Here is a 20,766-nt window from a genome sequence, read left to right on the forward strand (position 1 = left end):
TTAGCCTTAATTTATTATTTTTTTTGTTCTTTTGCGTACAGATTTTTTAAAAATCCCTATGCAGAAATTTGATTCCATTCGTCCGTTTTATGATTCTGAGGTTAACGAAGCCTTATGTTCGTCATTAAATCATCCTATGATGAAAGCAATGATGAACTTCACTTTTCCTGATGTAAAAGAAGAGGTTTGGAAAGATCAATTAAGAAAAACCCATTCTATTAGAGATTTCCAAATTAATTTTGTGTACCAATCTATAAAGAAAGTATTGGAAAATAGTTCAGATGGTTTAACCACCTCTGGATTTGAAACGCTAGAACCGAATACTTCCTATCTTTTTATATCTAATCATAGAGATATTATTTTAGACACATCTTTGCTTAATGTTTCATTGTTTGATCATGGGTTGGTTATGACAGCTTCAGCTATTGGAGATAATTTAGTAAAGAAAGATTTTGTTTTAAAGTTGTCAAAATTAAATAGGAATTTTTTAGTCCAACGTGGTTTAACACCTAGAGAGCTATTGCAAAGTTCTAAGTTAATGTCTGAATATATTAATCATTTAGTTTCTAAAGAAAACCGTTCTGTTTGGATTGCACAACGAGAAGGAAGAACAAAAGACGGTAACGATGCAACACATCAAGGAGTGTTGAAAATGTTAGGAATGGCTTCTGACGTAAAAGAAGTGACGGACTATTTTAAAAAATTAAAAATAGTTCCTGTTTCAATTTCATATGAGTATGATCCAACCGATGCTTTAAAAATGCCTCAATTGTTAGCACAAGCAAGAGATGAAGTGTATATTAAAGATAAAAATGAAGATTTCATTACACTTTTAAGTGGAATAATTGGTCAAAAGAAGCGAATTCATATTCATGTTGGTCGTGTTATTGATACAGAATTAGACGAAATCAGATCTAATAATGATAATGCTAATAAGCAAATTCAAGCTTTAGCTAATGTTATTGATGATTCTATTTTGCAGCATTATAAACTCTGGCCAACGAACTATATTGCCTATGATATTTTGAATAATACTGATCGTTTTTCACATTTATATACTTCAGATGAAAAACAATTGTTTCAAAGAAGATTCGAAATGAGGATAGATACCGATAATAATACGTTGAGAGAAGGCTTTTTAGCAATGTATGCGAATCCAGTAGTTAATAAAATGAAGTACACTAATGCAGAATAAAGCACAAATACTATTAATTTATACCGGTGGAACAATCGGAATGATAAAAGATGCAAGTACAGGAGCGTTAAAAGCTTTTAATTTTAAAAAACTATTAAACAAAATACCAGAATTAAAGTTATTAGATTGTGAAATTGATACTATTTCTTTTGATGAGCCAATAGATTCTTCAAATATGAATATCAAATATTGGCAACAAATTGCTAATATTATTGATGAAAATTATCAACGTTTTGATGGTTTTGTTGTTTTGCATGGTTCTGATACAATGTCATATAGTGCATCTGCTTTGAGTTTTATGTTTGAAAACCTTTCCAAACCAATAATTTTTACAGGTTCCCAATTGCCAATAGGAGATTTAAGGACAGATGCAAAGGAGAATTTAATTACAGCAATACAAATTGCTTCATTGAGAGAGAAAGGAGAGGCAATAATACAAGAAGTTGGACTCTATTTTGAATATAAATTGTATAGAGGTAATCGAACAACCAAGATAAGCGCAGAGCATTTTAATGCTTTTTCTTCACCAAATTTTCCTGAATTAGCCGAATCTGGAGTGCACTTAAAAGTAAATAAAGATGTTTTGTTGAAGAAAATTGCAGGAAAACCGCTAAAAATTAACAAGGAATTTGATCAAAATGTAGTTATTTTAAAAGTTTTTCCAGGAATAAATGAAAAAGTTGTAGAGGCTATTATAAATATTCCTGGATTAAAAGGAATTATTTTAGAAACCTATGGTTCTGGAAATGCTCCTACAGAAGCTTGGTTTGTTGAGAAATTGAAGCAAGCAATTGAGAAGAAAATTCATGTGGTAAATGTGACGCAATGTACTGGTGGAGCAGTGGCTATGGGGCAATATGAAACGAGTACACAACTTAGAGATATTGGTGTGATTTCTGGTTTTGATATTACTACTGAAGCAGCGATAACCAAATTAATGTATTTGTTGGGGCAAAAAGTTGCCTTTACAGTCTTTAAAACTATTTTTGAGACAAGTCTTAGAGGGGAATAAACGTAAAAAAAGGTGTTAAAATTTTTATTCCTGAGAATTTTTACGTTATTTAGCGCCCTTGAAATTGATATGGAACAATGGAGAGGTGTCCGAGAGGTCGAAGGAGCATGCCTGGAAAGTATGTATGCTCCAAAAGAGCATCGAGGGTTCGAATCCCTTCCTCTCCGCAAAAGAAATATTTTTAATTTCATAAATTATTTTATACTTTTAACCAAATTAACTAATTAAAATTAAGAACAAAAGCGATGAAAAGATTATTTTCTATTTTAGCAATCACAGGGCTTATGACTTTTGGTAACATTCAAGCTCAAGATTCTACAGCAACTGAAACTCCTGTAACTGAAGAAGTACAAGACGTTCAAGAAGAAGCAACTGATGAAGCAGCAGCAGTTGTAGAAGAGTCTACTGAAGAAGAAGCAACCTTTACACAAGAAATGAAAAAACGTTTTATTGAAGGTGGTCCTGGTTTTATGGGAATTGTATTAATCTGTTTGATTTTAGGATTAGCAATTGCTATTGAAAGAATTATTTATTTAAATCTTTCTTCAACAAACTCTAAAAAATTGATTTCTAATGTAGAAGACGCATTAAAATCGGGTGGAGTTGAAGCAGCAAAAGAAGTATGTAGAAATACTGCAGGTCCAGTTGCGTCAATCTTTTACCAAGGTTTAGATAGACATTCTCACGGTATTGAATCAGCTGAAAAAGCAGTAGTTGCTTACGGTGGTGTGCAAATGGGACAATTAGAGAAAAATGTTTCTTGGATTTCATTATTCATCGCATTAGCACCGATGTTAGGATTCATGGGAACGGTAATTGGTATGATTGAAGCGTTTGACCAAATTCAATCAGCAGGATCAATGGAGCCATCTTTAGTTGCTGGAGGTATTAAAGTTGCCTTATTAACAACTGTATTTGGACTTGTAGTTGCAATTATTTTACAAGTTTTCTATAATTACATTATTGCAAAGATCGATTCTATCGTTAATGATATGGAAGATGCTTCAATTAGCTTAATTGACATCTTATCTGACTATAAAAAATAATAACCCTTAAAAGACAATTGTCATGAAATTACACAAGTTAACTAAATTTGCAGCCATTGTCATTGCCATTTTAAGTGTTATTTTCTTGTCTGGAATTTTGGCTTCAAATGATGAGCCAGCAGATAATATTTGGATTGGATACTTGATTTATTTATCATACCTTGCACTTATTGTATGTGTTGGTGTAGTTTTGGTATATGTATTGAAAAATCTTGTTTCAAATAAAGAAAATTTTAAAAAGACAATAATTAGCGTTGCGCTATTCTTGGTAGTATTGTTATTATCATATGTTTTTGCTAGCGATGGAGAGGTAGTAGCAAATGGAATTAAATATTCTGGTTCTACTTCAAAATTATCTGGAGCAGGATTGAATGCATTTTATGCACTTTTCCTAGTAGCAATTGGTACAATGGTATGGTCTTTATTTACTAAAATTAAAAAATAACTATGGCAAAAAGAGAAGCACCAGAAGTAAATGCTGGTTCCATGGCAGATATTGCCTTCCTTCTTTTAATCTTCTTCTTGGTCACAACTACCATTGGAGTTGATCAAGGAATCAATAGATTGCTGCCAAGGTATGAGGAAAATCCTCCCGTTCCACCAATTAATGAAAGAAATATCTTGAGAGTCTTGGTAAATAAAGACAATCAATTATTGGTTAATGAAGCGGTAATGGATGTTAAAGATCTAAGACAAGCTGCTATTGATTTCTTGGAAAACAATGGAAAAGGAGATTGTTCTTATTGTGAAGGAAAAAAGAGCCCAACGTCATCTGATAATCCAGATGAGGCTGTAATCTCTTTAATGAATGATGGAGAAACGACTTATCAAACCTATGTAACGGTTCAAAATGAGTTGGTTGCTGCCTATTATTTTTTAAGAGATAGAGAAAGTATGAAGCGTTTTGGAAAAAAATATACAGAGCTTGAATATGTTGCTAATGATCCAGCATCTAAAGCGGTTGAAGGTTTAGTGGAAGAATTAGAACCTAAGGTAAAGCAAATTCAAGATATGTTCCCAATGCGACTTTCTGAAGCAGAATCTAAAAAGAACTAATAACCCTTTAAGTTTTAGAAATTATGTCTAAATTTAAAAAGAAAAAATCAGGTGCAATTCCTGCAATTTCTACGGCATCTTTACCAGATATTGTATTTATGCTTTTGTTCTTCTTTATGACTGCAACAACCATGAAGGATAGCGATTTGATGATTGAAAATAGATTACCAAAAGCTGATCAAACAGCAAAATTGCATAAAAAACAATACATTATGTATATTTATGCAGGTAAACCTAAAGATGGGTATAAATCTTTAGGGGCTTCAGATCGTATACAGTTAAATGATAAGATTTCAACTGTAGCCGACTTGAGAAGTTTTGTAATCACTGAAAGAGCAGAGAGGAATTCTGAAGATGAAAAATATTTAACAGCTTCATTAAAAATTGATAAAGATGTTAAAATGGGATTAGTGCAGGATATTAAAACTGAATTGCGTAAAATTGATCAGTTAAAAGTAAACTATACTACCAATCAAGGAAGTGCACTAGACAGATAATTTATCTTTTCATTTAAATTATATAAAAGACACGCAATAAGCGTGTCTTTTTTTTGTTATTTTTATACCTTAATTCTTCTATCCTAAATGAAATATCTTTTTTTTGTTATTTTTTGTTTAAATTTTTCTGTTCTTTTTCCTCAAGAAAAAGAATATAGTTTGCCTGTAGATTCACTTTTTAGAGAGGATCAATTTTACGTATCTGTAAGTTATAACTTGCTTAGAAATAGTCCAAAGGGTTATTCGCAATATTCATTTTCTTCTGGCGTTACATTAGGTTTTTTAAGAGATATGCCATTTAGTAAAGATAGGAAATGGTCAATAGGAGCTGGTCTAGGATATTCTTATAGTGATATTAAGCATAATCTTAAGGTTGTACCTTCAGTACAAAATGAATATAGTATAGATAATTCCTATGACAGGAGTAAACTAAGGTTGCATTATGTAGAACTGCCTTTAGAAATTAGATGGCGAAACGCTACGTATGAAAGTCATAAATTTTGGAGGGTTTATGCTGGTTTTAAATTGAGCTATTTGTTTTCAGATACTAGTATTTTTGATTCTAAATCAATAGATTTTAAGTTGAGAAATAATAAAGACTTGTCAGAAATATTATATGGTCCTTATCTTAGTGTTGGTTATAATACTGTTAATTTGTATGCTTATTATGGTTTAAATTCTCATTTTAAGAATACAAAAATAGGAGATGAAGATTTAGAATTGAACTCCTTCAATGTTGGTTTTATATTTTATATTTTATAGCCAAATATTCCAAAATGTAATTTGGGAACCAATTCCGATTAAGCTTCCAATTATTAGTTCAAAAGGTGTGTGCGATTTCATATAGAGTCTTGATGAAGCAACTAAACCAATCATTATTGTTGATAATGAAATCGTATTGATTAGTTGAATTTGAAAGTGTATTGATAAGGCATATATAAAAGTTGCTAAAGAACATATTCCTATCATGTGTAGGCTTACTTTTGTTTTTATATATAAAGAAGCATAAGCAATTATAGAGCTTAACAGTCCTCCCATGAAAAAATAGTAGAGTTCTGGTAAATTGTCTAAAGATGCGCTTAATTTGATTAAAATTAACAGTAATGTTGCTTGAATTAGTAATGGTAGTTTTCTTTCTTTTATTGTTGCTTCAGTGAAGGAAGAAATTAATCCCAAAGACATGAAAAGATAATATAATGATATTGGGAGTAATAGGGTTAGTATGCCTACTTGTAATAATGTTAAATAGAATTGCGATTTATATTGGTATGTCTGTGTTGTGAAAAAAAAGAAAAGTGTACCATATATTGAAATAAAAATAGGATGAAACACATATGAAAATAATGGTAATATTTTTTTAAACTTCATAGGTTTCATGCTTAATATATCTTGTAAACTGAAAAAGTTTGAACTTTATTTTATTGTAGTTTAAAATTCAAACTTTTTCAATAATTATATTTTTTTTCTAAGTCTTGCAACAGGAATGTCTAATTGCTCTCTGTATTTTGCAACTGTTCTTCTAGCAATTGGGTAGCCTTTTTCTTTTAAAATTTCGGCTAATTTATCATCAGGAAGAGGTTTCTTTTTGTCTTCTTCGTTTATCACAACTTCAAGTATTTTTTTTATTTCTATTGTTGAAACGTCTTCGCCTTGATCGTTTTTCATTGCCTCGCTAAAGTAGTCTTTGATTAACCTTGTGCCATAGGGTGTTTCAACATATTTGCTGTTGGCTACTCTAGAAACAGTAGAAATGTCTAAACCGATTAAATCCGCAATATCTTTCAATATCATTGGTTTTAGTTTTGTTTCGTCTCCTTCTAGAAAATATTCTTCTTGATAATGCATTATTGCATTCATCGTTACATAAAGAGTTTCTTGGCGTTGTTTTATAGCGTCAATAAACCATTTTGCAGAATCTAATTTTTGCTTTATGAATTGTACAGCATCTTTTTGTGAATTAGATTTTTCGTTAGTGTCTTTATAGCTTTGAAGCATTTCTTGATATTCTTTAGAAACATGTAGCTCAGGAGCGTTTCTGCCATTAAGAAGTAACTCTAATTCTCCATCTATAATTTTAATAGTGAAATCGGGAACAATATGTTCTATAGGTTTTTGATTGCCATCATATGCTCCACCTGGCTTAGGGTTTAATTTTTCAATTTCATCAATTGCTTTTCTTAGTTGTTCTTTAGAAATTTCATATTTCTGAAGTAATTTGTCATAGTGTTTTTTGGAAAAAGCATCGAATTGATTTTTTACAATATCAATTGCCAAACCTATACTTTCTGTTGGTGTTTTGTGTTTAAGTTGTAATAGTAAGCATTCTTGAAGATCACGGGCAGCTACACCAGCAGGTTCTAGCTCTTGAATAATACCAAGTATTCTTGTTGTGGTCTCTTCATTAGTATATATTCCTTGTGTAAAAGCCATGTCGTCAACAATGTCTTGGATGCTTCTTCTGATATATCCTACATCATCAATACTACCGACTAAAAACTCTGCAATTTCTCTTTCTTCGTCACTAAGAATGAAAGTGTTTAATTGGTTTAATAGGTCTTGATGAAAGGTAACTCCTGCAATAAATGGCATACTGTTGTCTTCATCATCATCGCTATAATTATTTGCTTGATATTTATAATCAGGCGTTTCGTCATTACTTAAATATTCATCAATATTAATGTCTTCTGCTTCAATTCTTTCGCCTTCAAAATCATCATATTCATCATTTGTGTTGTCATAGTCATCATCATATTCGGAACTTTCTTCCTTTCCATTTTCCAATGCTGGGTTTTCAACTAATTCTTCTTGTAATCTTTGCTCAAATGCTTGTGTAGGCAATTGAATCAATTTCATTAATTGAATTTGCTGAGGAGATAATTTTTGAGATAATTTAAATTGTAGGCTTTGTCTTAACATTATTTAGGTTCGTATAACAGTTAATCGTTTAATCGATTTTTGATTAAACAAATATACGATTAAACGATTAAATATTTAATTAAAATTCTGCGTTTTGTGGGGTTCTTGGGAAAGGGATTACATCTCTAATGTTTGTCATTCCTGTTACGAAAAGTACTAAACGTTCAAAACCTAATCCGAATCCTGAATGCACAGCAGAACCAAATCTTCTGGTGTCTAAATACCACCATAATTCTTCTTCTTCGATTCCTAATGCTTTCATTTTTTCAACAAGTACATCTAGACGTTCTTCTCTTTGAGAACCTCCAACAATCTCTCCAATTCCTGGAAATAGAATGTCCATTGCTCTTACTGTTTGTCCGTCTTCATTTAAACGCATGTAGAATGCTTTAATTTTAGCTGGATAATCAAACAAAATCACTGGGCATTTAAAATGTTTTTCTACAAGGAATCTTTCGTGTTCACTTTGTAAATCTGCTCCCCATTCATCAATGATATAGTTGAATTTTTTCTTTTTATTTGGGGTAGAATTTTTTAAGATGTCAATTGCTTCTGTATATGAAACTCTTTTGAAATTATTGTCTAAGATAAAGTTAAGTTTTTCTAATAAACTCATTTCACTTCGATCTGCTTGTGGTTTTGCTTTTTCCTCTTCTAATAAACGTCCTTCAAGGAATTTTAAATCGTCTTCACATTTTTCTAATGTGTATTTGATTACATATTTAATGAAGTCTTCCGCTAAATCCATATTAGCATCTAAATCATTAAAAGCAACTTCCGGCTCAATCATCCAGAATTCTGCTAAATGACGAGATGTGTTTGAGTTTTCTGCACGGAATGTTGGTCCAAATGTATAAACTTGGCCTAGTGCCATAGCATAAGTTTCAGCTTCTAATTGCCCTGAAACGGTAAGATTTGTTTCTTTTCCGAAGAAATCTTCTTTGTAGTTTACTTTTCCATCTTCGTTTCTTGGTGTGCCATCAAAAGGGAGTGAGGTTACTTTAAACATTTCTCCTGCTCCTTCAGCATCACTACCTGTAATTATTGGAGTGTTAACATAGAAAAAACCATTCTCTTGAAAATATTGATGAACTGCAAATGAAAGCGTAGAACGCACACGCATTACTGCACTGAATGTATTTGTACGCACTCTTAAATGTGCTTGTTCTCTTAAGAAATCTAAACTCGGTTTGTTCCTTAATTGTATTGGATATTTTTCAGCATCACTATCACCAAGAATTTCTATTTTTGATACTTGAATTTCTACTTTTTGTCCTTTGCCTTGACTTTCATTTAGTGTTCCTGTTACAGAAATTGCAGCACTTGTTGTGATTCTTTTTAATGTTTCTTCTGGTGTATTCTCAAAATCGATCACACATTGAATATTATTTATAGTTGAACCATCATTTAAAGCTATGAATTGATTGTTTCTGAAACTTCTTACCCAACCTTTAGCGGTTACTTCTTGAAGTGTTTTCGTGTTGTTTAAAAGATCGTTGACTTTTATATGTTTCATTTTGTAAACTTTTTATAATGCAAATATAATTATTCGTTTTTATTTTCTTCTTCTTTATCTTCGGCTAAGATATCGATAGTAGGTTCTATAAATTCGTGTTCATTTGCGATTGATTTTTCTAATGATAATAATAAAGCTGGCAATAAGATTAAATTAGAAAGCATCGCAAACAAAAGAGTTGCAGCAACTAAACTTCCTAGTGCTACAGTACCTCCAAAGCTTGATAGTGTGAAGACTGAAAAGCCAAAAAATAGCACTACAGAGGTGTAAAACATGCTAATACCTGCTTCCTTGACAGTATTGAAAACTGATTTTTTAATTTTCCAATTGTTTGCTTTTAATTCTTGGCGGTATTTGGCAAGAAAATGAATCGTGTCATCTACAGAAATACCAAAAGCGATACTAAATACTAATATAGTAGATGGTTTGATAGGTACACCTAAAAAGCCCATTAGACCAGCGGTTATGATTAGTGGTAAGATGTTGGGTAATAATGATATAATTATCATTTTGAAGGATCTGAATAGATATGCCATTAATAACGAAATTAAAAATATGGCAAACAAAAGAGATAAAACTAAATTTTTAACAAGATAATGTGTCCCTTTTTCAAATACATATGCTTTCCCTGTCATCGTAACGGTGTAGCGTTCTTTAGGGAATAATTTATCTATTTTTTCTTGTAATCGATCTTCGATTTTTTTCATTTTATCGGTACCAATATCTCTCATAAATGTAGTAACACGTGCATATTGCCCAGTGCTGTCAACATAGCTTTTTAGCATGTTTTCATTTCCTTTTTGAGTGGAGTTTTTTATATAGGACAAGATAAAAGCTTCTTCTTGTTTTGTTGGGAGTTCATAATATTCTGGGTTTCCATTATAAAATGATTGTTTTGCATATTTTACAAGGTTAACTACAGAAACTGGTTTTGATAATTCAGGTATTTCTTCAATTGTTTCCTGAAGTTCATTTATTCTTTTTAGAGTTGTCGATTTTAAAGCTCTTTTGGGTTTTTTTGTGTCGATCATTATTTCTAAGGGCATAACTCCATCAAATTCTTTTTCATAGAAAAGGATGTCTTCAAAAAAACCTGTTTTCTTTGGCATGTCCTCAATGATGCTTCCAGAAATTTTAATTTGGAAAATGCCAATAATTCCAAAAACTAAAAGTCCAATTGCAGAAGAATAGATAATTACAGGATGTCTGCGAATACTGTTCTCTATCCATTTTATAAAAGTATTGGTGTAATTTTTTCCTAAGTGTGCTAAATGTTTCTCTTTTGGAAGAGGCATATAGCTATATATTATAGGTATAATAATCAAGCAGAGTAGGAATAAAAACAAGATGTTTAAAGAGGCAACAATACCAAACTCTTTAAGTAACTCACTATCTGTTATAATGAAAGTGGCAAATCCAGCAGCGGTTGTAAGGTTAGTCATTAATGTAGCATTTCCTACTTTAGAGATGACTCTTTGGAGTGATTTTGCTTTGTTACCATGTTTTTTAATTTCCTGTTGGTATTTATTAATTAAGAAAATACAATTTGGAATGCCTATTACAATAATTAGAGGTGGAATAATAGCAGTTAGAACAGTAATTTCATAGTTTAGTAGTCCTAAAGTTCCAAACGACCACATTACACCGATAATAACAATAATCATTGAGATAAAAGTGGCTCTAAAACTTCTAAAGAAAAAGAAAAATAATAAAGATGTTATTAGTAAAGCTGCACCTACAAAAAGACCAATTTCATCAATAATGCTTTGTGAGTTTAGTGTTCTTATGTAGGGCATGCCTGAAATTTTTAAATCAATTCCAGTTTCTTTTTCAAAAGCTTTGACTTTTTCTTTATTTAAGTATTTTAGGACGAAGTCTTTTCGAGCAGCCGTGTTTACAATTTTTTTATCAATATAAATTGCAAATCGAACAGCACCAGACTCTTTATTGAAAAGCATTCCTTCGTAGAAAGGTAGGTCATTGAAAAATTCACTTTCTTTCTTTTTAAGATAACTGTCACTAATTTCTTCATTGTTTATGAAAGGAATTAGTTTGAATTTTTTTGCAGAAGTATCTTTTTTTAACACTCTTAAATCCTCAATAGAAAGCGATAATTCTACAGCTTTGTCTTTTTTAATTTCTCCAATAAAATCTTCCCAAAGTTTTAGATTTTTAGTATTAAAAAAAGTAGAATCTTTAAAGCCAATTACAATTAGGTTACCTTCTTCTCCAAATTTATCTAAGAAAGAACGGTATTGAACATTTATTTCATGTTCATCTGGTAAGAGATTTGCTTCTGTATAAGTGAAACGCATATTCTTCCATTGAAATGCCATGAAAATTGTGAAAAGCACGAGAGTAATTAGTAAAAAGATACGATTACGTAAAATTTTACTTGCTATAAAATCCCAAAAACTAGTGGATAACCATTTAAACATTGCCAAAATTTTGAAGCGCAAAGGTAACGATTCTTGCTTAAATACTTAGTTACCAACAAAAAAAAGAATGTCAGATTGTTTAAATTCCTAAATCTATGAAATAGGATATTTTTAAAGATAAATTATCTTCAAAAATTGGAAGTTGATTTGGACCATATCTATAAAAAACGGTTGCTCCAAGCCCTTTGTAAATTTTATTGCATTCGATTCCGCTTTCAAAGAATCCTTGTTCTAAAGATTTAAAATTTAATCCATTATGGCTATTAGATTTATTGATTTCACCCCATGCCATTCTTGTTGCAATTGAAAATTCAGGATTTATTCTATATCCTAATCTAATTTTATTGAAGGTGTGTTTTAATTGAAGAGAGACATATTTATCGGAGAAAAATTCATTAAAATACATGGTTTCATAACTGTCTTTACCTGCAAATGTTATTCTTTGTAGGAGCGCATCTCTATTAAGGTTGTTGGGTTGTAAACTATATAGATGAGTAAGAGGAACATCTCCAAAAGCAATTCCAGTTTGGAAAAGTAAAGAACTTTTATGGCCAGAAATAAATGGAAGTTCATAGAAAGTTTTGAAATCTATTTTTGTAAAATTGAAATTATTTTCTAATACATCAGGTAGTGTTTGTGTTACTTGAAACGAGAATTTTGGATGTCTTTTTTCATATTCTATTCGGTTTTTTGGAGTGAGCATGAAACTGCTGAAAGGATTCCATTGCAAGGCAAATTGAGCGGCAGTAACATTATATTTGTTATAGGCGATTTCTTTGTTAATGAAAGTGTAATCAAACTGTGGTATAATTTCACTTCTTGAAACAGAAAAATATGCGTCAGAGTTGGCAAAGTAGCGTGTTTCTATGAAAACAGAAGCTGTTTTGTGTTCATAGAATGTAGAAATATTTATGGGTCTTGGGTCGTATAGTTTGAATCTTCGACTATCTGTTGCAAAAGTTATTTTTGAGATTTCGTCTAAATCATCTTCATAGGAAGCGCTTACCCAAGTCTCACTTTCTTTGTGTATTAAGATTGAAGGTGTAATGTTATATTTGAATTTTTTGTCTTTTATGCCATAGGCCCCGTAGGCTCCAATTTTGTATTTTTCAGACATTTTTTCATTGGTTACTCCTCCCAAGCCTAGTCTAAAACCTTCGAAATTATTGTATTTTATGATGCTTCTTAAATCTAAATCAAAGTAATGAATAGGGTAATATCCATTTAATAATTTTTTTCCAACATAGATTTTTTTTTCGATTTTTCTTGATTTAGATAAACTATCAATAACAAAATAGGTTCCAGATTTGCGTGTGTCCAAAGTGTCTTTTGAGAAAGTTGCCCAATATTTTTCAGGTTTGTCTAACCCGTCTTTTGCAATTTCTATTTTAATACCGTCGTTTTTAAAGTTAATTTCTTTATTAAACTCGATATCAAAAGGAGTCGATTCAATAATTAAATAAACTTGATCTGTGGTATTTGAATTTTGACTAGGTTCAAGAGCAGAACTAAACTCAATTTTTCTTCCTAAAATTTTGATGTCGTCTTCATTGTTCCCTTTCAAGACTGTAAATTTTCTTTTCTTTGGAAACCATAACTTTTCTTTTTCTTTGTAGTCAAAAGTGTAATCTGCATTGATGTTTACAATTCCATAGATTCTATAATATGCTTTTGCAATAGCAAAAGTTTCAGCATCAACATAGAGTAGTCCTCTTAATCGACTGGATTGAAGTTTTTTGGGTTGGAAAAATACTTTATATGTTTTCCTGTTTTGTATTTTAAGAGAATCAACAAGGTAAAAGTTGTATAAACGTCTTCCATAACTAGAAATAGGATTCTGTAAAGGTGTTTCTAGTATTTCAAAAGGATTTTCATATACAGAGTAGGAAACTAGGTTTAATCCTAAATATTCATATAGAGGTTCTTTGAAGCCAGCCATTCTAGAAGCTAAAATAGTTTCTTTTTGCTTCTTTTTGTTGTGTTGGATAAGATTTACTTTTTCAGTTTGATATAAATGATGTTTCTCAACAATTTTTTTAAACTTGTAGTTTGAAGAATCTAGTTTTATCTTGTTTTTTCCAAAAAGGCGTTTTTTGAATATAGTATCTATTTTGCTAGAGATAGAATCTGGATTAGCGGTGATAATAATATTTTCGTAATTCTTGTATTGAAAACTGTTTAGAATGTTTTCTGGTTGGTTCTTTTTTTTGTTATTAATTACATTCCGAATAATCTTGTTTACTGTGTTGTCTGTATAGATCTCTACTTTTTTATAAGTATCTAGGTCAATAGTCATTTTTATGACTATAAACTCTTCGTTTTTAGAAATATAAACATTTTTTCTATGATAACCTTTATAGGTTATAATTAGTGGTTTGTCATAAGCAGTAATGTCTATAGTGAATTTTCCTTCCCAGTTAGTGGTGAAAGTTTTGTCTAGGTATTCTATTTTGCAAAAAGAAAGTGGAACTCTACTGTCTATATCGATAATCTGACCTTTAATTTTGTTTTGACTTTTGCTATGTATTGAAAGAAAAAGAAAAATTAATAACGTAATGTATCTCATTAAGTAACAGAATTGATGAAAATTTATAAATATGAAAACTACATAAATAGATGGTTTAAATGTATGTTTAATTAAATTGTTTGACAAATTATTTTTAATGAGTTTGCAATTTTTTTTAAAACAAAAAAATGTTAGATTTTGGGAAATTTATTTCATAATAAGTAGATGATTTAATTATTTTATGTTAAAAAATTGATAAAAATCAAGTTTTTTATTGATAAAACCGTAGTTTTTTAATTGTTGATTTTAAATATGTTTGTGCAAATAAATAAATTAACAAACAAACAAATTAACAAATGAAAAAAGTAACACTTAGTTTCGCTATCGTTTTTATGATTTTATCATGTCAACAAGAATCAAATAATAATCGAGAAGAATATTCAGGAAGCAACGATGAACAATCATTAGCAAACTTATTTTATGGAAAAACAGCGAACTCAGATTGTCATTTTGAATATGAAGGTTCAAATGGTCCTGATAATTGGAGTTCTATCTGCGGAAATGAATGGCAAGATTGTGGAGGACATTCTCAATCTCCAATAAATATACAAACTAGTAATGTGGTTGAAAATGATAATTTAGAGGATTTGGAATTTAATTATTCTAATTCTTTTACGAAAATTATTAATAATGGGCATACCATACAATTTGATTATGGCTCTGGAAGTACTCTTTCTGTAAATGATAAAACCTATGAGTTAAAGCAGTTTCACTTTCATACTAGTAGTGAACACACAGTAAATGGAGTTAGTTATCCCATGGAAGTGCATTTAGTGCATCGAGATAATACTACAGGTTTACTTGCTGTTGTGGGGGTCTTTTTTGAACTGTCCAATACTGATAATCCGTTGTTATCTAATTTTATGAATAATCTGCCATTGAATGAAGGAGATGTGTATAATAGTAATTTTTGTTATAATGCTTTAGGATTTTTAGATTATGAAGACGAAATAGAAGAATATTATAATTACTCGGGTTCATTAACAACACCTCCTTGTTCTCCAATAGTGAGTTGGTTTGTGGTGAAAAACAGGATAAAAATTTCTAGAACACAATTACAAAAGTTTGAATTGCTAATGCAAAAGAATAATAGACCAATACAATTATTGGGAGGTAGAAATGTTTTTGTACCAGAATCTTAGATTATAATAAAAATAATCATGTAGCGTTTATTATATAGACTTCTAAAGTGATTTTGAAGAAAAATTTAAAGTCGGTTTTTAATTAAAAACTGACTTTTTTGTAATACATAGGTTTGTTTTAGTCAAGAAGAATGTTCTTGTTTGGTTTAAAAAAAAAAATAAAATGTTGTTTCCAAAAGATAATTTTTTAGAAGAAAATGAAGAATTAGCAGAGTATTTATATGAATTTTATTCAAGTAAGACACAAGATGTGGAAACTTTAATTAAATTAAAGAAAAATCAAGTATTATTCCATCAAGGTGTATTTCCAAGTTGCGTTTTTATTGTTAAAAAAGGCATCTTGAAAGTTTTTACCATTGACAGAAATGGGAAAGAGTATATTTTTAGTTTGGTTAAGGAAAATAATATTATAGGTTATTCTACATTAATGTCTAATACGTCCTATCTATATTCTATTACAGCCATTACAAATTGCGAAATAGTGGTTATTAATAAAGATTTTTTTCATTCTCTTTTTGAAAGTGATTCTCATTTTTTAAAAAGAATGAATTCTAATTTAATTAGAAGTTTGATTGCACTTACTCATAATGCACACATAATCGCAAATTATTCTGTGAGAGAGCGAACAGCTTTGTCGTTGCTTAATCTTCAAGATTTTTTCACGAAGCTATCCTGTTCAAATGGTTATATAGAATTGTCTAGAGAAAATCATAGTAATATTGTGGGGACTTCTGTAGAGTCTTTGGTAAGAGTTCTTCATGATTTTAAAATAGAGAATTTAATTGAAGTAGATAAATCCAAGATTAAGGTTTTAAATAAACAAGGGCTAATTAAAGCTTCAGGGTTTCTATAAAAAAAATCCAACTCAAAAAAATAAAAGTTGGATTTTTTTTATGTATCTTTAGAAGAAGCAACTAAACTTTCATTATTTCAGCTTCTTTTATTACTAAGTGTTCATCAATTTTTTTAATAAATGCATCAGTCAATTTTTGAACATCTTCTTCTGCTTTTTTACAAATATCTTCTGAAGTTCCGTTTTTTTCTTCTTTTTTAATATCTGTGTTTGCATCTTTACGGGCATTACGAACACCAATTTTTGCATCTTCAGATTCAGCTTTAGCTTGTTTAACTAGCTCGCGTCTTCTTTCTTCTGTTAATGCAGGAATATTAATAATAATGTTTTCTCCGTTATTCATTGGGTTTAAGCCTAAATTTGCAATCATAATTGCTTTTTCGATAGGTTGAAGCATTGGTTTTTCCCAAGGAGTAACAGTTAATGTTCTTGCGTCAGGAGCATTAATATTTGCTACTTGAGATAATGGTGTTTGTGATCCATAATACTCAACAAAAACACCACCAAGCATTTGCGGTGAAGCTTTACCAGCTCTAATATTTAAAAATTCTTTTTCTAAATGTGCTACAGAACCTTCCATTGATTCTCTGGCACTGTCTATTATGAAATTAATTTCTTCTGTCATTTTCTTAAGTTTTTATTTCAAAAATATGTCTAAGTATTACTACTTGGTGTTCATTTATATGGTAACAGTTGTTCCAATAGTTTGCCCTTCACAAACTTTTAATAAATTACCTTCTTTGTTCATGTCGAATACAATAATAGGTAACTTGTTTTCTTGACTAAGAGTAAACGCTGTTGTGTCCATAACATTTAATCCTTTTGCTAATACATCTTCAAATGAAATATAGTCAAATTTTACTGCATCTGCATTCTTTTCTGGGTCTGATGTGTAAACACCATCAACACGTGTACCTTTCAAAATCACATCAGCATCTACTTCAACACCTCTTAGTACTGCAGCAGTATCAGTTGTGAAATATGGATTTCCAGTTCCTGCACCAAAAATAACAATTCTTCCTTTTTCTAAGTGTCTTGTTGCTTTTCTTTTAATATAAGGTTCGGCAATAGCTTCAATTTTTAAAGCGGTTTGCAAACGTGTTTGCATTCCTGCTTCTTCCAATGCTCCTTGTAGTGCCATTCCATTAATAACTGTTGCAAGCATTCCCATATAGTCTCCCTGAACTCTGTCCATTCCATTACTTGCACCAGCAACTCCTCTAAAGATATTTCCACCGCCAATGACAATGGCAATTTCAATTCCTTTGTCATGAATTTCTTTTATTTCCTGCGCATATTCTGCTAAACGCTTAGGGTCAATACCATATTGTCTGTCACCCATTAGGGCTTCACCACTCAATTTTAGAAGAATTCTTTTATATTTCATTGGATTGGTTCTATTTATTTTCTGATGCAAATATAATTATATATCTATAGAAAAAAAATGTTGAATTATATTATGAGCTTAATTCTATAAAAGTGTTTTTCGCTTCATCATACCCAATTTCAAAAATTGTTTTCATTTTAGACTTACTGGTTTCAAAAGTACTAAAGTTTGCTAATTCTTTTGGTTCAATGATAGTATCGCACAAACTGAATTTTTGATAATTTCCTTGAGCAGAAAGTAAGTCGAAAGCTCTTGAAGTGATTGATTTTATAGAATTTAAATCTTTACTTTCTATATTTTGAATTGGACTAACATAGATACCAATGATGTTTTCACAATTACCGAGTAATAAATCGGTTGGAAAATGATTTAAAATGCCACCGTCACTATATAGATTGTTATCTATTTTATAAGGAGTCAGAACTCCAGGGAACGAAGCAGAAGCAAGTATCGCATCGGTAACTTTTGTTTCGTCATTAAAAATTTTCAATTTACCTTTCACTAAGTCAGTAGCTGTTATTTTTACAGGTATGGGTAAATCTCCAATTCTTGCATCTTTGAATATGGCATTGAAATAGGTTTTAAAGGAATCGGAATCAATTATTCCAGGTTTTTTTAGTGTGAAATGTTTCCAATTAAAGAAATAAATGGACTGAAAAAAGTTTAATATCTCATTAGGGGTTTTTCCAAAAGAATACATAGCCGCAATAATAGCACCAGCACTTGTGCCAGATATAATAGTGGGTTTTATATTTTGTTCATTGAGAAATTGAAGCGCACCTGCATGTGCAATACCTTTTGAGCCTCCACCTGAAAGAGCAATCCCAATGTTTTTAGATTTTAAATCCATTTGTAACTAAACTAACATTTAATGTTCAAATTTAGTCTTAAATTTGTCAAATAAATGTTTTAGTATGAAAAATATAATAGAAAATGCACTTTTGAATGCTTATACTTATTCGGAATATAGAAAATTAGTAAGTCAATTAATTAGTGAAGGAAAATCTACAGGACATATTCAATCAGATGATCTGTTGCACTATTCAGAGTTAAATGAAACAAGATTAAAAAGATTAGATAAAACAATCGTTGTTAGTGATGAGAATTTATCAAAAATTGCCAATTTAAATAAAAAATATACTTGGTTAGTTATCTCTGAAGGCTGGTGTGGAGATGCAGCTCAGTTATTGCCTATAATTAATAAAGTTGCAGAAGCTTCAGATAATATTGATTTAAAAATTGTTTTAAGAGACGATAATGAGGATTTAATGAGTCAATTTTTGACTAATGGAGGAAAAGCGATTCCAAAATTAATTATTCTTGAAGCGGAGACAAACGAAGTAATTGCAGATTGGGGACCAAGGCCAGAATCAGCAAGAAAGCTAATTGCAGATTATAAAGCTACACATGGAGTTGTTGATGAGCCCATAAAGGTTGAACTACAAAAATGGTATCTTCATGATAAAGGGCTAACAACTCAAAGTGAATTACTAGCCCTTTTGGAAGCTCATTCAAAGAAACAAAATGAAATAGTTTTAGACTAAAAATTTCTTTTGAAGTATTGTTTTGTTATAATTCACTTGTAAAATATATGTTCCTTTAGACAGTACTGTTGGTAAGGTGAACGTTACTATGTCTCCAAGTACAAAATGTTTATTGGTATAGAGTAAAGAACCCAATATTGAGTAAACAGTCACGACGACATTAGCATTTATGAAATCTCTAAAAGCAATGTTTATCTGATTGTTTACTATTGGGTTTGGATATATATACATGAAATTATCATTAAGGACGACTTTAGAAAAATCTTTCTTAAAAATGGGCAATTTTTCAAATGTCTCTCCAAGAACAGTAGTGGCTTGCTCTTTGGTCATGCAAAGCCAATCTTCCATTATGGTAGCATAAATCTGTCTAAAATCAAATTGCATTGGTACTTGGTCATTTACTGTTGCATTTTGTGGTAAATTTGGAGATGTTCCTATCATGCCAGAAACAGGATGTGCTGTTCCTTCAACATTTGCAACACCTGTATTTAAAGAGGTACCAAAAAAAAGCACGGGAGCACTGGATCCATGATCTGTACCAAAACTACCATTACTTTTTACTCTTCTTCCAAACTCACTAAAGGTCATTCCAGTCACTTTTTTGTCTTTACCCATTTGCTTTAAATCGGCTTGAAACGCACTGACAGATTGTGATAATATACTTAGATTTTCAGGTTGTTTCCCTAATTTTCTATCTGTATCGAGCACTTGATTCTCATGTGAATCAAAATTTTTATGATGGTTTACAATATAAATTGGAGTTTGAAGGCCTCCATTAATTAATCGAGCTACAATTTTTAACTGAGCAGCTAATTTATTGTCTGGATATTCAATAGAAGGAGGGTTTGTTACATTATATGCCGATTGAATTGTTTGTCGATATGCATTACTTTGATCTTTCATTAGTCTAAGGAAAGTAAGTTCTAAACCATAATCTGTATTAGGTGCAGGGTCGGTTGTTTCGTTAATTACGTTCAATAAATCATTAGGGTCTGGAGCACTATATCCCATGTTTATATTAGGACCCTGTAATGAAAAAGGTAATGTTGAACCAATTTGAATTGCTAAGGGGTCTGGCATGTTAGAATTGGGATAATTTTCTGGAAAACCAGGATAGATCTCATCTAAAGCCCTACCAATCCAACCTGTATTTAAAGTTTCATCGCTTTTTGAGCCAGTAAACCAAATGTCGGTAGCTCTAAAGTGACTGTAACTTGGGTTAGGATAAGAAACACCTTGAACAATCATTAGTTCTCCTGTGTTGTACATTTGTTGCATTTGTTGCATTGCAGGATGCAGACCTGTAGTTGGGTTGTGATTTAATGATAATACCTCTGTTTCCGCTATTAATATATTAGAACGTGCATTTGACAATTCAGACCATTTGTCTCTTGGAAAGACAGTATTTAAACCGTCATTTCCACCATTCATTTGTATAATGACTAAGATTTTGCCACAATTCATGGCTGCATTAGCTAGTGTTTGCAAATTGCTACTTTCTAATTGTGAGGAGGCTAACACTGGAATCTTATTAAACAATAAAGGTGCAGACACTAAAGCGGTTGACTGTATAAATTTTCTTCTTTTCATTTTCTTCG

Annotated in this window: 19 protein-coding genes and 1 tRNA gene; 11 read left to right on the plus strand and 9 right to left on the minus strand. The window is 30.8% G+C overall.

Annotated elements, in window-relative coordinates; all coding sequences use genetic code 11:
• Positions 1-58 precede the first annotated feature (58 nt).
• From ACZ49Z_RS08255 to ACZ49Z_RS08290, 8 genes are all read left to right on the plus strand, one after another.
• Positions 59-1,195 (plus strand): 1-acyl-sn-glycerol-3-phosphate acyltransferase, encoded by a 1,137-nt coding sequence (locus ACZ49Z_RS08255; protein ID WP_464307696.1) that lies wholly within the window; start codon positions 59-61, stop codon positions 1,193-1,195.
• The gene (locus ACZ49Z_RS08260) at positions 1,185-2,207 is read left to right on the plus strand and encodes an asparaginase (RefSeq protein ID WP_464307697.1); all 1,023 of its coding nucleotides are present in this window, start codon (positions 1,185-1,187) and stop codon (positions 2,205-2,207) included. The genes ACZ49Z_RS08255 and ACZ49Z_RS08260 overlap by 11 nt, the downstream gene beginning before the upstream one ends.
• Positions 2,208-2,286: 79 nt before the next feature.
• Positions 2,287-2,374 (plus strand) — tRNA-Ser (locus tag ACZ49Z_RS08265).
• 78 nt (positions 2,375-2,452) lie between these two features.
• On the plus strand, positions 2,453-3,253 hold the full coding sequence (locus ACZ49Z_RS08270) for a MotA/TolQ/ExbB proton channel family protein (protein ID WP_464307698.1): 801 nt from the start codon (positions 2,453-2,455) through the stop codon (positions 3,251-3,253).
• Between the two features lie 22 nt (positions 3,254-3,275).
• Positions 3,276-3,698 (plus strand): hypothetical protein, encoded by a 423-nt coding sequence (locus ACZ49Z_RS08275; protein ID WP_464307699.1) that lies wholly within the window; start codon positions 3,276-3,278, stop codon positions 3,696-3,698.
• A gap of 2 nt (positions 3,699-3,700) precedes the next feature.
• Positions 3,701-4,309, plus strand: a complete 609-nt coding sequence (locus ACZ49Z_RS08280) for an ExbD/TolR family protein (protein WP_464307700.1) — start codon at positions 3,701-3,703, stop codon at positions 4,307-4,309.
• A 23-nt stretch (positions 4,310-4,332) separates the two neighbouring features.
• Positions 4,333-4,806 carry an ExbD/TolR family protein gene (locus ACZ49Z_RS08285; protein WP_464307701.1) on the plus strand — a complete coding sequence of 158 codons (474 nt, stop codon included), beginning with the start codon at positions 4,333-4,335 and terminating at the stop codon, positions 4,804-4,806.
• A gap of 87 nt (positions 4,807-4,893) precedes the next feature.
• Complete coding sequence (locus ACZ49Z_RS08290) at positions 4,894-5,568, plus strand: porin family protein (RefSeq protein WP_464307702.1); 675 nt, start codon at positions 4,894-4,896, stop codon at positions 5,566-5,568.
• On the opposite strand, the gene ACZ49Z_RS08295 is transcribed toward ACZ49Z_RS08290, so the two are convergent.
• The 5 genes from ACZ49Z_RS08295 to ACZ49Z_RS08315 form a co-directional block, all read right to left on the minus strand.
• A complete protein-coding gene (locus ACZ49Z_RS08295; RefSeq protein WP_464307703.1) occupies positions 5,563-6,174 on the minus strand; it encodes a hypothetical protein in 612 nt (203 codons plus the stop codon). The two genes, ACZ49Z_RS08290 and ACZ49Z_RS08295, sit on opposite strands and share 6 nt — an antisense overlap.
• A gap of 84 nt (positions 6,175-6,258) precedes the next feature.
• The gene (gene rpoN, locus ACZ49Z_RS08300) at positions 6,259-7,722 is read right to left on the minus strand and encodes an RNA polymerase factor sigma-54 (protein WP_464307704.1); all 1,464 of its coding nucleotides are present in this window, start codon (positions 7,720-7,722) and stop codon (positions 6,259-6,261) included.
• Between the two features lie 79 nt (positions 7,723-7,801).
• Positions 7,802-9,238 (minus strand): asparagine--tRNA ligase, encoded by a 1,437-nt coding sequence (asnS, locus tag ACZ49Z_RS08305; RefSeq protein ID WP_464307705.1) that lies wholly within the window; start codon positions 9,236-9,238, stop codon positions 7,802-7,804.
• A 29-nt stretch (positions 9,239-9,267) separates the two neighbouring features.
• Positions 9,268-11,676, minus strand: coding sequence for an efflux RND transporter permease subunit (locus tag ACZ49Z_RS08310; RefSeq protein ID WP_464307706.1), 2,409 nt, complete (start codon positions 11,674-11,676; stop codon positions 9,268-9,270).
• Positions 11,677-11,755: 79 nt separating this feature from the next.
• On the minus strand, positions 11,756-14,242 hold the full coding sequence (locus tag ACZ49Z_RS08315; RefSeq protein WP_464307707.1) for a DUF5686 family protein: 2,487 nt from the start codon (positions 14,240-14,242) through the stop codon (positions 11,756-11,758).
• A 296-nt stretch (positions 14,243-14,538) separates the two neighbouring features.
• Here ACZ49Z_RS08315 and ACZ49Z_RS08320 point away from each other — a divergent pair, with 296 nt between their 5' ends.
• Positions 14,539-15,384, plus strand: a complete 846-nt coding sequence (locus ACZ49Z_RS08320; RefSeq protein WP_464307708.1) for a carbonic anhydrase — start codon at positions 14,539-14,541, stop codon at positions 15,382-15,384.
• 163 nt (positions 15,385-15,547) lie between these two features.
• Positions 15,548-16,237 carry a Crp/Fnr family transcriptional regulator gene (locus tag ACZ49Z_RS08325; RefSeq protein WP_464307709.1) on the plus strand — a complete coding sequence of 230 codons (690 nt, stop codon included), beginning with the start codon at positions 15,548-15,550 and terminating at the stop codon, positions 16,235-16,237.
• Positions 16,238-16,298: 61 nt separating this feature from the next.
• Here ACZ49Z_RS08325 and frr read toward each other — a convergent pair whose 3' ends face one another.
• From frr to ACZ49Z_RS08340, 3 genes are all read right to left on the minus strand, one after another.
• Positions 16,299-16,862, minus strand: coding sequence for a ribosome recycling factor (frr, locus tag ACZ49Z_RS08330; RefSeq protein ID WP_464307710.1), 564 nt, complete (start codon positions 16,860-16,862; stop codon positions 16,299-16,301).
• A gap of 54 nt (positions 16,863-16,916) precedes the next feature.
• Complete coding sequence (pyrH, locus tag ACZ49Z_RS08335; protein ID WP_464307711.1) at positions 16,917-17,624, minus strand: UMP kinase; 708 nt, start codon at positions 17,622-17,624, stop codon at positions 16,917-16,919.
• A 70-nt stretch (positions 17,625-17,694) separates the two neighbouring features.
• Positions 17,695-18,474 (minus strand): patatin-like phospholipase family protein, encoded by a 780-nt coding sequence (locus tag ACZ49Z_RS08340; protein WP_464307712.1) that lies wholly within the window; start codon positions 18,472-18,474, stop codon positions 17,695-17,697.
• A gap of 64 nt (positions 18,475-18,538) precedes the next feature.
• On the opposite strand from ACZ49Z_RS08340, the gene ACZ49Z_RS08345 reads away from it, so the two are divergent.
• Positions 18,539-19,168, plus strand: coding sequence for a thioredoxin family protein (locus ACZ49Z_RS08345; RefSeq protein ID WP_464307713.1), 630 nt, complete (start codon positions 18,539-18,541; stop codon positions 19,166-19,168).
• On the opposite strand, the gene ACZ49Z_RS08350 is transcribed toward ACZ49Z_RS08345, so the two are convergent.
• On the minus strand, positions 19,160-20,758 hold the full coding sequence (locus tag ACZ49Z_RS08350; RefSeq protein WP_464307714.1) for a DUF1501 domain-containing protein: 1,599 nt from the start codon (positions 20,756-20,758) through the stop codon (positions 19,160-19,162). The two genes, ACZ49Z_RS08345 and ACZ49Z_RS08350, sit on opposite strands and share 9 nt — an antisense overlap.
• Positions 20,759-20,766: the final 8 nt, after the last annotated feature.

It is taken from the genome of Flavobacterium sp. KY-23415, from assembly GCF_055384985.1.

What these genes read in the sequence shown, in the direction of transcription:
- ACZ49Z_RS08280 (WP_464307700.1), top strand. Translation starts at nt 3,701, where the DNA reads ATGGCAAAAAGAGAAGCACCAGAAGTAAATGCTGGTTCCATGGCAGAT.
- ACZ49Z_RS08260 (WP_464307697.1), top strand. Translation starts at nt 1,185, where the DNA reads ATGCAGAATAAAGCACAAATACTATTAATTTATACCGGTGGAACAATC.
- ACZ49Z_RS08295 (WP_464307703.1), bottom strand. Translation starts at nt 6,174, where the DNA reads ATGAAGTTTAAAAAAATATTACCATTATTTTCATATGTGTTTCATCCT.
- ACZ49Z_RS08340 (WP_464307712.1), bottom strand. Translation starts at nt 18,474, where the DNA reads ATGGATTTAAAATCTAAAAACATTGGGATTGCTCTTTCAGGTGGAGGC.
- ACZ49Z_RS08325 (WP_464307709.1), top strand. Translation starts at nt 15,548, where the DNA reads ATGTTGTTTCCAAAAGATAATTTTTTAGAAGAAAATGAAGAATTAGCA.
- pyrH (WP_464307711.1), bottom strand. Translation starts at nt 17,624, where the DNA reads ATGAAATATAAAAGAATTCTTCTAAAATTGAGTGGTGAAGCCCTAATG.
- ACZ49Z_RS08255 (WP_464307696.1), top strand. Translation starts at nt 59, where the DNA reads ATGCAGAAATTTGATTCCATTCGTCCGTTTTATGATTCTGAGGTTAAC.
- ACZ49Z_RS08320 (WP_464307708.1), top strand. Translation starts at nt 14,539, where the DNA reads ATGAAAAAAGTAACACTTAGTTTCGCTATCGTTTTTATGATTTTATCA.
- ACZ49Z_RS08310 (WP_464307706.1), bottom strand. Translation starts at nt 11,676, where the DNA reads ATGTTTAAATGGTTATCCACTAGTTTTTGGGATTTTATAGCAAGTAAA.
- ACZ49Z_RS08275 (WP_464307699.1), top strand. Translation starts at nt 3,276, where the DNA reads ATGAAATTACACAAGTTAACTAAATTTGCAGCCATTGTCATTGCCATT.
- frr (WP_464307710.1), bottom strand. Translation starts at nt 16,862, where the DNA reads ATGACAGAAGAAATTAATTTCATAATAGACAGTGCCAGAGAATCAATG.
- ACZ49Z_RS08285 (WP_464307701.1), top strand. Translation starts at nt 4,333, where the DNA reads ATGTCTAAATTTAAAAAGAAAAAATCAGGTGCAATTCCTGCAATTTCT.
- ACZ49Z_RS08345 (WP_464307713.1), top strand. Translation starts at nt 18,539, where the DNA reads ATGAAAAATATAATAGAAAATGCACTTTTGAATGCTTATACTTATTCG.
- asnS (WP_464307705.1), bottom strand. Translation starts at nt 9,238, where the DNA reads ATGAAACATATAAAAGTCAACGATCTTTTAAACAACACGAAAACACTT.
- rpoN (WP_464307704.1), bottom strand. Translation starts at nt 7,722, where the DNA reads ATGTTAAGACAAAGCCTACAATTTAAATTATCTCAAAAATTATCTCCT.
- ACZ49Z_RS08270 (WP_464307698.1), top strand. Translation starts at nt 2,453, where the DNA reads ATGAAAAGATTATTTTCTATTTTAGCAATCACAGGGCTTATGACTTTT.
- ACZ49Z_RS08290 (WP_464307702.1), top strand. Translation starts at nt 4,894, where the DNA reads ATGAAATATCTTTTTTTTGTTATTTTTTGTTTAAATTTTTCTGTTCTT.
- ACZ49Z_RS08315 (WP_464307707.1), bottom strand. Translation starts at nt 14,242, where the DNA reads ATGAGATACATTACGTTATTAATTTTTCTTTTTCTTTCAATACATAGC.
- ACZ49Z_RS08350 (WP_464307714.1), bottom strand. Translation starts at nt 20,758, where the DNA reads ATGAAAAGAAGAAAATTTATACAGTCAACCGCTTTAGTGTCTGCACCT.